Below are 13,701 nucleotides of genomic sequence, written 5' to 3' on the forward strand. Positions count from 1 at the left end.
TTGCGACCAGGGGACGGATGGGACCGCGCAGTGCGGGGCTACGAACGCCAGGAGAGCCACCGAGCTGACGACGACCACCTTTCGCGCTTCGAGGCCGAGATGGATCGGCTGAAGAAAGCGCGGGAGAAGGCCGTCCAGCATGCCGAGGACCTCGGCTACCAGGTCGAGGTATTGCGCGCCAAGCTCCACGAGGCCCGCCGCAATCTCGCCTCCCGTCCTGCCTACGACAGCGCCGACATCGGCTACCAGGCCGAGCAGTTGCTCCGTAACGCCCAGATCCAGGCGGACCAGCTGCGCCAGGACGCCGAGCGTGAGCTCCGCGAGGCCCGGGCACAGACGCAGCGCATCCTTCAGGAGCACGCGGAGCACCAGGCCAGGCTCCAGGCCGAGCTGCACACGGAGGCCGTCCAGCGCAGGCAGCGCCTCGACCAGGAGCTCGCGGAGCGCCGCCAGACCGTCGAGTCGCACGTCAACGAGAACGTCGCCTGGGCCGAGCAGCTGCGTGCCCGTACCGAGTCGCAGGCCCAGCGGCTGCTGGACGAGTCCCGCGCCGAGGCCGAGCAGTCCCTCGCCGCCGCCCGCGCGGAGGCCGCCCGGATCGCCGAGGAGGCCCGCAGGCGGCTCGGCAGCGAGGCGGAAACCACCCGTGCCGAGGCCGAAGCGATCCTGCTGCGCGCCCGCAAGGACGCCGAGCGGCTGCTGAACGCCGCCTCCAGCCAGGCGCAGGAGGCGACCACTCACGCGGAGCAGCTGCGTTCCTCCACCTCTGCCGAGTCCGACCAGGCCCGCCAGCAGGCCGCGGAGCTCAGTCGCGCCGCCCAGCAGCGGATGCAGGAGGCCGAGGAGAAGCTGCGCGAGGCCCGCGCGGAGGCGGAGAAGCTGCTCACCGAGGCGAAGGAGTCGGCCGCCAAGCAGCTGTCGTCGGCCGAGTCGGTCAACGAGCAGCGCACCCGTACGGCCAAGGCGGAGATCGCCCGGCTGGTCGCGGAGGCGACCAAGGAGTCCGAGACGCTCAAGGCGGAAGCCGAGCAGGCGCTCGCGGACGCCCGCGCCGAGACGGAGAAGCTCGTCGAGGCCGCGACGGAGAAGGCGCGTACGGCTGCCGCGGAGGACTCGGCGGCGGCGCTCGCGAAGGCCGCCCGTACCGCGGAAGAGGTGCTGACCAAGGCGTCGGAGGACGCCAAGGCCACCACGCGCGCGGCGAGCGAGGAGGCCGAGCGGATCAGGCGCGAGGCCGAGGCAGAGGCGGACCGGCTGCGCGGCGAGGCCGCCGAGCAGGCCGACCAGCTCAAGGGCGCGGCCAAGGACGACACCAAGGAGTACCGCGCCAAGACGGTCGAACTGCAGGAGGAGGCGCGCCGGCTGCGCGGCGAGGCCGAACAGTTGCGCGCGGAGGCGGTCGCCGAGGGCGAGCGGATCCGCGGCGAGGCGCGCCGCGAGGCCGTCCAGCAGATCGAGGAAGCGGCGCGCACCGCGGAGGAACTGCTCACCAAGGCGCGCACCGACGCCGACGAGCTGCGGTCGAAGGCCACCGCCGACAGCGAGAAGGTCCGCACGGAGGCCATAGAGCGCGCCACGACCCTGCGCAAGCAGGCCGAGGAGACGCTGGAGCGCACCCGCGCGGAGGCCGACCGGCTGCGCGCGGAGGCCGAGGAGCAGGCCGAGAGTGTAGCCGCGGCCGCCGAGGCGGCCGCGGCCGAACTCCGCGAGGAGACCGAGCGCGGCATAGCGGCACGCCAGGCCGAGGCCGCGGACGAGCTGACCCGTCTTCACACCGAGGCGGAGACCCGCCTCGCCGCTGCGGACGAGGGTCTGGCCGAGGCACGCGCGGAGGGCGAGCGGATCCGTCGCGAGGCGGCGGAGGAGACCGAGCGGCTGCGCGGCGAGGCCGGCGAGCGGCTGCGCGCGCTCCAGGAGCAGGCCGAGCAGGAGGCGGACCGGCTGCGGGACGAGGCCGCCGCCGACGCGTCGGCGACCCGCGCGGAGGCGGAGGCCGCCGCCGTACGGCTGCACAGCGATGCGGCCACGGAGGCCGAGCGGCTCAGGAACGAGGCCCAGGAGACCGCCGACCGGGTACGGGCCGAGGCGACGGCCGCGGCGGAACGCGTGGGTGCGGAGGCCGCGGAGGCGCTGGCCGCCGCTCAGGAGGAGGCGGTCCGCCGCCGCCGGGAGGCGGAGGAGACCCTCGACTCCGCGCGCACCGAGGCCGGCCAGGAGCGCGAGCGGGCGCGCGAGCAGAGTGAGGAGCTGCTCGCCTCGGCCCGCAAGCGGGTCGAGGAGGCGCAGACCGAGGCGCAGCGGCTGGTCGAGGAGGCCGACCGCCGCGCCACAGAGATGGTGTCCACCGCCGAGCAGACCGCCCAGCAGGTCCGGGACTCCGTCACGGGTCTGCAGGAGCAGGCCGAGCAGGAGATCGCCGGACTGCGCAGCGCCGCGGAGCACTCGGCGGAGCGCACCAGGACCGAGGCGCAGGAGGAGGCGGACCGGGTCCGCGCCGACGCGTACGCGGAGCGGGAGCGGGCCGCGGAGGACGTCGGCCGGCTGCGGGCCAGGGCCCAGGAGGAGACGGAAGCCGCGCAGTCGCTCGCCGAGCGGACCGTCGCAGAGGCGATCGACGAGGCGGACCGGCTGCGGGCGGACACCGCCGAGTACGTGCAGCGGATGCGCACGGAGGCGTCGGACGCCGTCGCGTCCGCCGAGCAGGACGCCTCACGGACCCGCGCCGAGGCGCGCGACGACGCCAACCGGATCCGTTCGGAGGCGGCCACGCAGGCGGACCTGCTGATGGGTGAGGCCACGAGCGAGAGCGAGCGGCTGCGCACCGAGGCGGCCGAGCTGCGCGCATCGGCGGACGCCGACGCGACGCGGCTGCTCACCGAGGCCGAGCAGATCAAGGTGGACGGCGAGGCCGAGATCGAGCAGATGCGGGCGGCCGTACGTGCCGACCGCGAGCAGGTGCTGGACGAGGCTCGCCAGGCCGCGGACAAGCGGCGTGCCGACGCCGCGGCCCAGGCCGACCAGCTGATCGGCGAAGCGACGAGCGAGGCCGAGCGGATCGCGGCGGAGGCGGCCGCGCACGCGGAGCGACTGCGGACGGAGGCCAACAGCGACGCCGAACGGCTGCGTGCCGAAGCCGCGGAGACGGTGGGCTCCGCGCAGCAGGCGGCCGAGCGCATCCGGGCGGAGGCCGAGCGGCACCGGGCGGAGACCGAGACGGCGGCCGAGCAGCTGCGGTCCGAGGCCCGCGCGGAGGCCGACCGGCTGCTCGACGAGGCGCGCGAGGCGGCCGCCAAGCGTCGCGCGGACGCCGCGGAGCAGGCCGACCAGCTCGTCGCCAAGGCCCAGGAGGAGGCGCTGCGCGCCGCCACCGAGGCCGAGGAGCAGGCGGACACGATGGTGGGCGCCGCCCGCAAGGAGGCGGAGCGGCTGGTCGCGGAGGCCGCGGTCGAGGGCAACTCGCTGGTGGAGAAAGCCCGTACGGATGCCGACGAGCTGCTCATCGGTGCGCGCAGGGACGCGACGGCCATAAGGGAGCGCGGCGAGGAGCTGCGGGCCCGGGTCGAGAGCGAGGTCGAGGAACTCCACGAGCGGGCGCGCCGGGAGACGGCGGAGCAGATGAAGACCGCCGGCGAGCGGGTCGACTCCCTGGTCAAGGCGGCGGAAGAGCAGCGGGCAGAGGCTGCGGCGAAGGCCAAGGAGCTGCTGTCGGAGGCCAACTCGGAAGCGAGCAAGGTCAGGATCGCCGCCGTGAAGAAGGCGGAGGGTCTCCTGAAGGAGGCCGAGCAGAAGAAGGCCGAGCTGATCCGCGAGGGGGAGCGCGCGAAGGCGGAGGCCGACCAGGAGGCCGGGCGCACGGTCGACGAGGGCCAGCGGGAGCTCGATGTGCTGGTGCGCAGGCGCGAGGACATCCAGGCGGAGATTTCCCGTGTCCAGGACGTGCTCGAGGCCTTGGAGTCGTTCGAGGCACCTGCCGGAGGCAAGAACTCCGGCAACAACGGCTCCACCGGGGGTGTCAAGGCCGGGGCGTCAGCAGGTGTTACACGTTCGAGTGGCAAGTCCTCCGACGGCTAGCCACTCAAAAGGTTGGACATTCTCCAGATCAAACGGGCATCCGCTCGATGACACGCCGCTTCGGCCCCTAGGATTCCCTCTAACACCTCACCGGTCTCATTCGACAGGAACCCCATGAGCGACACTTCCTCCCCCTTCGGCTTCGAGCTCGTGCGGCGTGGTTACGACCGCGGTCAGGTGGATGACCGCATTACCAAACTCGTCGCCGACCGTGATAGTGCTCTGGCCCGAATCACTGCTCTGGAAAAGCGCATCGAGGAGCTCCACCTCGAGACGCAGAACGCCCAGGCCCAGGTCAACGACGCGGAGCCGTCGTACGCCGGCCTTGGTGCACGCGTCGAGAAGATCCTCCGTCTCGCCGAGGAGGAAGCGAAGGACCTGCGCGAAGAGGCCCGTCGCGCGGCCGAGCAGCACCGTGAGCTCGCCGAGTCCGCCGCCCAGCAGGTCCGCAACGACGCCGAGTCGTTCGCTGCGGAGCGCAAGGCCAAGGCCGAGGACGAGGGCGTCCGTATCGTCGAGAAGGCCCAGGGCGAGGCCCAGGCGCTGCGCAGCGAGGCGCAGAAGGACGCGCAGTCCAAGCGTGAGGAGGCGGACGCACTCTTCGAGGAGACCCGCGCCAAGGCCGCCCAGGCCGCCGCGGACTTCGAGACCAACCTGGCCAAGCGCCGCGAGCAGTCGGAGCGGGACCTGGCTTCGCGTCAGGCGAAGGCGGAGAAGCGCCTGGCGGAGATCGAGCACCGCGCCGAGCAGCTGCGCCTCGAGGCCGAGAAGCTGCGTACGGACGCGGAGCGCCGTGCCCGTCAGACGGTGGAGACCGCGCAGCGCCAGGCGGAGGACATCGTCGCCGACGCGACCGCGAAGGCCGACCGCATCCGCAGCGAATCGGAGCGCGAGCTGGCGGCGCTCACCAACCGCCGCGACTCGATCAACGCCCAGCTGACCAACGTCCGCGAGATGCTGGCGACGCTGACCGGTGCCGCGGTGGCAGCGGCGGGCACGCCCGCCGACGACGAGCCGATCTCCCGCGGAGTCCCGGCCCAGCAGTCCCGCTGACGCCTCCTCGGACATCGGTCCCCCGGTGCCCGGTGCCTTTCAGGCACCGGGCACCAGTGCGTTGTCACCCTGCCGGTGCCCGGGTGTCGTCCCGATGCGGAACCGACACTTTTCCTTGGGTAAACCCGGTGGCGGGCGCCTGTGGCCACCCGTAGCGTGAACGCATGATCGAGCTTGAGGGCCTCACCAAACACTTCGGCCGCAAGGTCGCCGTCGACCAGCTCTCCTTCAAGGTCCGCCCTGGTGTGGTGACCGGCTTCCTCGGCCCCAACGGGGCGGGCAAGTCGACGACGATGCGGATGATGCTCGATCTCGACAATCCCACCAGCGGCACGGTCAGGATCGACGGCAGGCACTACCGCGATCTGGACGAGCCGCTGAAGTACATCGGCGCGCTGCTGGACGCCAAGGCGATGCACGGCGGCCGCAGCGCGTACAACAACCTTCTCTGCCTCGCCCAGGCGAACCGCATCCCGGAGCACCGGGTCGCCGAAGTCCTCGACGTGGTGGGGCTGACGGCGGTGGCGAGGAAGAAGTCCAAGGGTTTCTCGATGGGCATGGGGCAGCGACTGGGAATCGCGTCGGCGCTGCTCGGCGATCCGGAGATCCTGATGTTCGACGAGCCCGTCAATGGTCTGGACCCCGAGGGAATTCACTGGATCCGCAATCTGATGAAGACCCTCGCCCAACAGGGAAGAACGATCTTCGTCTCGTCCCATCTGATGAGCGAAATGGCTCTGACCGCCGAACACTTGATTGTTATCGGCCAGGGGAAGCTGCTTGCCGACACGTCGATGGCCGATTTCATCCAGCAGAACTCCCGCAGTTACGTGCGGCTGCGCTCGCCCCAGCAGGAACAGCTGCGCGATGTGCTGCACGGGGCGGGCATGACGCCCGTCGAGACCGGCAGCGGCACCCTGGAGGTCGACGGCGCGACGACGGAGCAGCTCGGCGAGCTGGCCGCGGAGCACCGGATCGTGCTGCACGAGCTCAGCTCCCAACGCGCCTCGCTCGAGGAGGCGTTCATGCAGATGACCGCCGGTGCCGTGGAGTACCACGCGCACTCCACGGACCAGGCCGCGCCACCGCAGGCCCCACCGCCCGGCGTGGCCGCCCCACCGCCCGGCGGGGGCGCCCCGCAGTCCGGCCACGACGCCCCGCAGTGGGCCCCGCGCGACAAGGGAGCCTGACCGATGGCATCCGTACCCGCCGTTCTCCGGTCCGAGTGGACCAAGATCCGTACGGTCTCCTCGACGCGCTGGACCCTGATCAGCGCGCTCGCCGTGACGGTCGCGATGAGCGCCGCGCTGTGCGCGCTGATGAACGCGACGTTCGGCGATCTGCCCGACGCCGAGCGGCTGACCTTCGACCCGACACTCATCAGCTTCTCCGGGATGGTGCTCGGGCAGCTGGCGATGGTCGTCTTCGGTGTTCTCGTCGTCGGCACCGAGTACAGCTCCGGCATGATCCGCACCTCACTCGCCGCGGTGCCGCAGCGCGCGACCTTCCTCTTCAGCAAGATCGCGGTGGCGGGGCTGCTGGCGCTGGTGGTCGGGATGGCGACCAGCTTCCTCACCTTCTTCCTCGGCCAGGCGCTGCTCGGCGAGCACCGCACGACGATCGGCGAGGAGAACGTCCTGCGGGCCGTGGTCGGCGGCGGGCTCTACATGGGCCTCATCGCGATCTTCTCGATGGGCGTTGCCGCGATGCTGCGCAGCTCGATGCTGTCGCTCGGCATCCTGATGCCGTTCTTCTTCCTGGTCTCGCAGATCCTCTCCGCGGTTCCCGGCGCGAAGGACGTCGCGCGCTACTTCCCGGACCAGGCCGGCTCGAAGATCATGCAGGTCGTTCCCAACGCCATGAACAGCGGCGAGTCCCCGTACGGTCCGTGGGGCGGTCTCGGCATCATGCTGCTGTGGGTGGTGGCGGCGCTGCTGGGCGGCTACCTGGTGCTGAAGAAGCGCGACGCGTAGGGCGCTGGTGACGGTGGGGCCGGTGAGTGTCCCCCGGCCCCACCGTCACCTGCCACCCGTGTACGGACGTCACTTGCACTGCTTGGCGTTCACCACGGTCCATGTCTTGCGCTTCGAACCGAACTTGTTCTGGTAGCAGGTCTTGTCCTTCAGCTTCTTGGAAGCTTCAAGAGTCGGGAAGAAGACCTTTCCACCGACAGCCAGACCACAGACGGTGCCAAGAAGCAGACGTGCCTTTCCGCAGATGTAGGCGAGGCCGACTTCCACGCCGAATCCGACCATGGGAGCGATGATTTTCAGCTCCCGCCCCCACATGCTGATGTAAACACCCCATCCCATGGAGATCCGGGGGTCCGCGACCACGGGAAAGGCGGTCGAATCATCGGTTTCGACGGTCTGCACCAGGGTGTCGCCGTCGAGTGTGTAATGCGTGGGAACGGATTCACCCCGGGCATCCTTGGCCCACGGGGCGTCGATGGCGCCGATGGCACGTCCGCCGTCTTCCCCCTCGCCGCCCTGCACGATCTGGAAGCCGCCCTCGCCGTCCGGGACGAGCTCTGCTCCGTCGGGCAGGTCCAGGTCGAAGCGCTGCGTGGTCGAGGCCGTCCGGTCCTTGAGAGTCACCAGAGCGCGTACGGCGCCGGTGTTCGTGGCCTGCACCGCGACATCCGTGGCCACGGCGGCATCCGGGTAGACGACGGTTCCACTGCCGGCCAGGACACCGGAGACGCTCTCGGTGACGGGCAGGCCGAGGCCGAGCGTGCTGCCCTCGGGGCCGCGGACCTCGACAGAACCATTGGCCTTGCCGGGCGCGGCGACGGTGACGGAGCCGCCCTCGCCCACCGGAACGGCGGTCCTGAAGGCGCCCCCCGACTCATCGGAGGGGCGGCCGGCCAGATCGCCGGTGCCGGTGGCCCTTTCGACGACGGCGGCCGCGGCGTGCGACGGCGCGGGGGAGTCCGCGGCGACCGCGGGGGTCGCGGCGGCCAGCAGCGAAGTGGAAAGCGCGAGAGCGAGGGTCCCCGTGGATATTTTGAACGTAGGCTTCAAGGCAGCCGGATTCCTTCTCAGAACGAAGCGGAGCGCTTCTGCGGATCGATCCGCCCATGAGGCTTTCTCGGGCAGGCCTGCGCATCCGTCGCGGACGGATGAGGCGAACCACGAATTCGACATGCGGCACCCGCACAGAGCGGTACGCACAAAGAACGCCGTGCGGAAGCGTCCGCACGGCTGAGAATTTCCCCCTGGACTCGCGGGGTGTGGTCAGCACCCGGCTGATCATCAACGTACCCATGGATCGGAGAACAATCAAATGCCGCGCCCCCAAGGCCTCTGCGGCGCTCTTCACGGCAATCCCGGCGCGCAGCCGGGACCGCGTCCGACGGGCCGGTCACGGCCGGCCGTGACCGAGGCCCCATCGTTACGCCTTGGCCGCAACCGCCGTCCCCCGGTTATCCTCCTAGGACTTACGGGGGCGTACGGCTGCACCGCCTGTGCCCCGACGACCCGAAAGTCGATGGGGCTGGAGAATGATCGAGGCAGTCGGCCTGACGAAGCGCTACGGCGCCAAGACGGCCGTGTACAACCTTTCCTTCCAGGTGCGGCCGGGTGCCGTGACCGGCTTCCTCGGCCCCAACGGCGCCGGCAAGTCCACCACGATGCGCATGATCCTCGGCCTGGACCGTCCGACGTCGGGTCAGGTGACGATCGACGGCCGCCCCTACCGGCAGCTGCCGAACGCGCCCCGCCAGGTCGGCGCCCTGCTCGATGCCAAGGCCGTGCACGGCGGACGCAGCGCCCGCAACCATCTGCTGTCGCTGGCGCAGCTCTCCGGCATCCCGGCGCGCCGGGTCGACGAGGTGCTCGGAGTCGTCGGCCTGCACGAAGTCGCCCGCAAGCGGTCCAAGGGCTTCTCACTCGGGATGGGGCAGCGGCTCGGCATCGCCGCCGCGCTGCTGGGTGACCCGAAGGTGCTGCTCTTCGACGAGCCGGTCAACGGCCTCGACCCCGAGGGGATCCTCTGGGTCCGCAACCTCATGAAGCAGCTGGCATCCGAGGGCCGGACGGTCTTCGTCTCCTCGCACCTGATGAGCGAGATGGCGCTGACCGCCGACCACCTGATCGTGATCGGCCGCGGCCAGCTCATGGCCGACATGAGCGTGAAGGACTTCATCTCGCACAACTCGGCGGACTTCGCCCGGGTCCGGACGCCGCAGACCGAGCCGCAGCAGCGCGAGAAGCTCGTCTCCGCACTGGCGGAGGCGGGCGGCCAGGTGCTGTCCGAGCCCGACGGCGCGCTGCGCGTGACCGGACTGCCGCTGCCGCGCATCAGCGACGTCGCGCACGAGGCGGACGTCCGGCTGTGGGAGCTGTCGCCGCACCAGGCCTCTCTGGAGGAGGCGTACATGCGGATGACGCAGGGCGCGGTGGACTACCGCTCCACCGCGGACGAGAAGTCGGGGCTGATGCAGCAGCCGCCGATGGGACACGTCCCGCCGCAGCCGCACATCCCCGATGTGCCGCAGCAGGGCTTCTACGCCCCGCCGCCGCCCCAGCCCGGCCAGAACCCGTACGCGGCGCCCGCGGCGCCCTCCGCTCCGGATGCCCCCGCCGCTCCCCCGGCCGCCGCCCCCGCCGACCTGACCAAGCCCGAGGACGCACGATGAGCACCCCCTACCAGCAGCCCGGTTCGTACGCCTCCCCGATCCCGGTGCGCGGGGCCCACTTCGGCGACGCGCTCGCCTCCGAGTGGACGAAGATCCGCTCCGTGCGCTCCACGATGTGGACGCTGAGCGTGATGATCGTGCTCGTGATCGGTCTCGGCCTCGCCATCGCGGCGCTCGTCTCCGCAGCGGGGGAATCGGCCGAACTGGGCGAGGAGTCCGTGCTCGGTATGGGCTTCTTCGGCATACTGCCCGGCTCCGTCTGCGTGATGACGCTGGGCGTGCTCACCATCTCCTCCGAGTACGGCACCGGCATGATCCGCACGACGCTGACGGCCTGCCCGAGCCGGGGCCGGGTGCTGGCCGCCAAGGCGACCGTGTTCTTCCTGCTGGTCTTCGCCATCACGACCGTGACGGCCGGGCTCGTGGCGGTCATGCAGAACGCGATGGTGGAGGCAGGCGAGCCGACGGGTGACGAGTGGTTGCGCGCAACCGTCGGCGTGGGCCTCTACATCGCCTCGCTCGGGCTGCTGGCCCTGGGGGTCGGCGCGGTGATCAGGCACTCGGCCGGGGCGATCACGCTCATGCTCGGTCTGATGCTGATGCCCATGGTGGCCGGCTTCTTCATGCTGGGGTTCGACTCCATGTCCGGCGTGCGCGACTTCCTCTTCACCTACTCGATCCCGAGCCAGCTCATCGGCATCTACGGCGAGGCCACGGGAGGGGGGTCCGGCCCGCTCGGCTGGACATCCGTGTGGATCATGCTCGGGCTCTCGCTCGCGGCCCTCGGCGGGGCGTACGCGACGATGAGCAGCCGCGACGTCTGACCGCCCTCGCCTCAGTACCGGGGCGCGTTCCTGGACCGCTGCACCTTCGAGGTGCGGCGGTCCTTCGCGTTCCAGCACGCCCGGTGCCAGTGGCGCCGGTCCTCGACCCCGCCGTGCTCGGGCCATGCCACCACGTGCGGCATGCCGGAGGGAATCTCCTGGTCGCACCCGGGGCAGCGGTACCTCTTGCCGGCAGCACTTGCACCGGCCACGTGGCGCACCGACCACTCTTCGCCCTGCCAGGACTCGCTGCGTCCGAAGCCGCCGTACCGGTCGGCGGCTTCGCCTGCTCGCTCGGTCGGCTTCTCGCCGCCACGGGGGCGGTTGCGGCGCGGAGACACGTGACACCTCATGGGGCAAGTCCGGACAGTTGCCCTTCCAGCGTAAGGGCCGCAAGTCCGGGCACTCGTCCCCTTGGCCGGGAACCGCGTCACGCATCAGGGCCAGTTACCGGAAAATCGCAACAACTTCGCGCTCGGCCGTGCCTTTGGCACGTGTCAAGCGTTGTTGCCGGTAGGGGGAGTGACGCGTCGGCCGCAAGGAGGCAGAAGGCGATGCGCGTTGGAACTTTCGTACTGGCAGCCCAGTTTCCGGGCCAGGGGCCGGGGGAGGCACTGCACCGCGCGGTGCGCTCTGCCGAAGTCGCGGAGGCCTCGGGCCTCGACGCCGTCTGGCTGGCCGAGCACCACTTCGTGCCGTACGGGGTATGCCCGTCCGCGGTGACGCTCGCGGCGCTGCTGCTGGGCCGCACCCGCAGGATCCGCGTCGGCACGGCGGTGAGCGTCCTGCCGAGCGCGCATCCCGTGGCGCTGGGCGAGCAGGCCGCGCTGCTGCATCTCACGTCCGGTGGGCGGTTCACCCTCGGCGTGGGGCGCGGCGGGCCCTGGGTGGACCTGGAGGTGTTCGGCGCGGGACTCTCGGCGTACGAGCAGGGCTTCCCCGAATCCCTGGATCTGCTGCTGCGTTGGCTGCGCGAGAAGCGGGTCGGGGCGGACGGCGAGCGGTTCACCTTCCGGGAGGTGCCGGTCGTCCCCCGGCCCGACGAGCTGCTCGACGGACCACCGGGAGGCCCGGAGGTCGTCGTCGCGTGCACGTCCCCGAAGAGCGTCCGGCTCGCGGCGGAGCGCGGGCTGCCGATGCTGCTGGGGATGCACTGCGGCGACGAGGAGAAGGCCGACATCGTCGCCCTGTGGCGTACGTATGCGCTCGCCGCGGGCCACTGCCCCGACAGGATCACCGACGCCGGGCATGTGTCCGCCGGCATCGCCCAGATCGCCGACCGCCGCGACGAGGCCACGGAGACCCTCGTGAAGGCGATGCCGGCCTGGCTCAAGCAGGGCCTGGACGCCCATGTGACGGTCGACGGACGGCACCGAGCCATGCGCGACCCCGTCGCGTACACGGAGCTGCTCTGCTCCCTGCACCCGGTGGGGCCGCCGCAACTGGCCGCGGACAGGCTGGCGGCGACCGCCGAGCGCACCGGTATCACGCGTTTCGCGCTGCTGGCGGAGGGCTCGGGCGATCTGGCCGCCACCGAGGAGAACGTACGGCGGCTGGGCACCGAAGTGCTGCCGCTGCTCGGCTGATCCATGGTCCGAGACGGGTCCCGACAGGTGCCGCCGCTCCGACATCAGTTGCACCTCCCGCGATGCGGAGCGGCAGCAGAAGGCTTCAGCAGTCGCGCAGTTCGGGCGACTGATTGAGCAACTGGCCCCGGATCGAGGTGAAGCGGGCGAGCCGCTCGTCGACCGAGGAGTCCAGCGGGAACACCGCGACGCGGTGGCAGTTCTGGAATGCCAGACGCACTCCGAAGTGCCGCTGAAGCGCACCACGAATCGCGTCACTCGCGAGCGCGCGCAGCAGCTGACCACGTGCCTGCTCGTCCGGCGGAGGCGTCTGGTTGTCGGCGAAGTCGCCGCCGTCCACCTTCAGCTGAGCCACCAGAGAACTGATCATCTCCCATGCGAAGGGCAGGGAGGTCCGGACGCAGTCGACGAAAGCTGCTTCGTCGACCTCGCCTCGCTCGGCCTGTTCCAACAGCACCGGTGAGACGTCGAGCGACATGGGTTCTCCTCTCGCGGCCCCGCAGAACGGGGCCTTACGGGCAGGGAAGGAGGAAGCGGACCGAACGGCGGCGTACCAATGCCGTACGGCGACGCAGAGTGCACGGCCGACAACCTCCTGCTTCCACGGTAAGTGCGCCGACTTGAGCGCACCAGGAGATTGGGAACACAACCGGCCAAATAACGAAGGGCGCTTCCGGGGCGAATCGCGCAGCGCGGCGTGTGTCGAGTAGCGTTGCCGACCATGCGTCTTGTCATCGCCCGCTGCTCCGTGGACTACGCCGGCCGGCTCACCGCCCACCTGCCCTCCGCTCCCCGTTTGATCCTGGTCAAGGCGGACGGCAGCGTGTCGATCCACGCCGACGACAGGGCGTACAAACCGCTGAACTGGATGTCCCCTCCCTGCACGTTGAAGGAAGGCGACGACAGCGTCTGGACCGTCGTGAACAAAGCGGGCGAGAAACTGATCATTACGATGGAGGAAATCCTCCACGACTCGTCCCACGAGCTCGGCGTGGACCCCGGCCTCATCAAGGACGGCGTGGAAGCGCACCTCCAGGAGCTGCTCGCCGACCGGATCGAGACACTTGGCGAGGGATACAGCCTGATCCGCCGCGAATACCCCACGGCCATCGGCCCGGTGGACATCCTCTGCCGGGACGCCGACGGCGCGACGGTGGCAGTGGAGATCAAGCGCCGCGGCGAGATCGACGGCGTGGAACAGCTCACCCGCTACCTTGACCTCCTCAACCGCGACCCGCACCTGGCCCCGGTGAAGGGCGTCTTCGCGGCGCAGGAGATCAAACCGCAGGCCCGCGTCCTCGCGACGGACCGCGGAATCGGGTGTGTGGTGCTCGACTACGACGCGATGCGCGGCATCGAGGACGACAAACTCCGCCTGTTCTGAGCCACGGGTGCCCCTGAGGGCCGCCCCGGCGCTCGGCCCGCGGGGCGCGGCGCAGGGCTGGGCCCCGCGGAGCATGAGGTCACGCTCGGCGCGTCGGCAGTCCTGCGCCGGCCTCGCGGCGGGACACCTGTTCGGAGCGTCGCC

General features: G+C 70.9%; 11 protein-coding genes. 8 read left to right on the top strand and 3 right to left on the bottom strand.

Annotated elements, in window-relative coordinates; genetic code table 11:
* Positions 1-30: 30 nt before the first annotated feature.
* From scy to ACZ4SA_RS20740, 4 genes are all read left to right on the top strand, one after another.
* Positions 31-4,071, top strand: a complete 4,041-nt coding sequence (gene scy / locus ACZ4SA_RS20725; protein ID WP_468276509.1) for a polarized growth protein Scy — start codon at positions 31-33, stop codon at positions 4,069-4,071.
* 114 nt (positions 4,072-4,185) lie between these two features.
* Positions 4,186-5,124 (top strand): cellulose-binding protein, encoded by a 939-nt coding sequence (locus ACZ4SA_RS20730; RefSeq protein ID WP_468276512.1) that lies wholly within the window; start codon positions 4,186-4,188, stop codon positions 5,122-5,124.
* A 164-nt stretch (positions 5,125-5,288) separates the two neighbouring features.
* Entirely contained in the window at positions 5,289-6,314 is a 1,026-nt protein-coding gene (locus ACZ4SA_RS20735; RefSeq protein ID WP_468276515.1) for an ABC transporter ATP-binding protein, read from the top strand.
* A gap of 3 nt (positions 6,315-6,317) precedes the next feature.
* A complete protein-coding gene (locus ACZ4SA_RS20740; RefSeq protein ID WP_468276518.1) occupies positions 6,318-7,097 on the top strand; it encodes an ABC transporter permease in 780 nt (259 codons plus the stop codon).
* A 69-nt stretch (positions 7,098-7,166) separates the two neighbouring features.
* Here the strand turns inward: ACZ4SA_RS20740 and ACZ4SA_RS20745 are convergent, their stop codons facing one another.
* On the bottom strand, positions 7,167-8,147 hold the full coding sequence (locus ACZ4SA_RS20745; protein ID WP_468276521.1) for a hypothetical protein: 981 nt from the start codon (positions 8,145-8,147) through the stop codon (positions 7,167-7,169).
* Between the two features lie 479 nt (positions 8,148-8,626).
* On the opposite strand from ACZ4SA_RS20745, the gene ACZ4SA_RS20750 reads away from it, so the two are divergent.
* Both ACZ4SA_RS20750 and ACZ4SA_RS20755 read left to right on the top strand, forming a co-directional pair.
* Positions 8,627-9,763, top strand: a complete 1,137-nt coding sequence (locus ACZ4SA_RS20750) for an ABC transporter ATP-binding protein (protein WP_468276524.1) — start codon at positions 8,627-8,629, stop codon at positions 9,761-9,763.
* Complete coding sequence (locus ACZ4SA_RS20755; protein WP_468276527.1) at positions 9,760-10,587, top strand: ABC transporter permease; 828 nt, start codon at positions 9,760-9,762, stop codon at positions 10,585-10,587. Before ACZ4SA_RS20750 ends, ACZ4SA_RS20755 begins: the two co-directional genes overlap by 4 nt.
* An 11-nt stretch (positions 10,588-10,598) precedes the next feature.
* On the opposite strand, the gene ACZ4SA_RS20760 is transcribed toward ACZ4SA_RS20755, so the two are convergent.
* Entirely contained in the window at positions 10,599-10,928 is a 330-nt protein-coding gene (locus tag ACZ4SA_RS20760) for an ATP/GTP-binding protein (RefSeq protein WP_468276529.1), read from the bottom strand.
* Between the two features lie 213 nt (positions 10,929-11,141).
* Here ACZ4SA_RS20760 and ACZ4SA_RS20765 point away from each other — a divergent pair, with 213 nt between their 5' ends.
* Positions 11,142-12,173 carry an LLM class flavin-dependent oxidoreductase gene (locus tag ACZ4SA_RS20765; protein WP_468276532.1) on the top strand — a complete coding sequence of 344 codons (1,032 nt, stop codon included), beginning with the start codon at positions 11,142-11,144 and terminating at the stop codon, positions 12,171-12,173.
* Between the two features lie 85 nt (positions 12,174-12,258).
* Here the strand turns inward: ACZ4SA_RS20765 and ACZ4SA_RS20770 are convergent, their stop codons facing one another.
* The gene (locus ACZ4SA_RS20770; protein ID WP_468276535.1) at positions 12,259-12,651 is read right to left on the bottom strand and encodes an SCO5389 family protein; all 393 of its coding nucleotides are present in this window, start codon (positions 12,649-12,651) and stop codon (positions 12,259-12,261) included.
* A gap of 243 nt (positions 12,652-12,894) precedes the next feature.
* On the opposite strand from ACZ4SA_RS20770, the gene nucS reads away from it, so the two are divergent.
* A complete protein-coding gene (nucS, locus tag ACZ4SA_RS20775) occupies positions 12,895-13,557 on the top strand; it encodes an endonuclease NucS (RefSeq protein ID WP_403856043.1) in 663 nt (220 codons plus the stop codon).
* Positions 13,558-13,701 lie beyond the last annotated feature (144 nt).

The sequence above is a fragment of the Streptomyces sp. NPDC027962 genome (assembly GCF_055566095.1).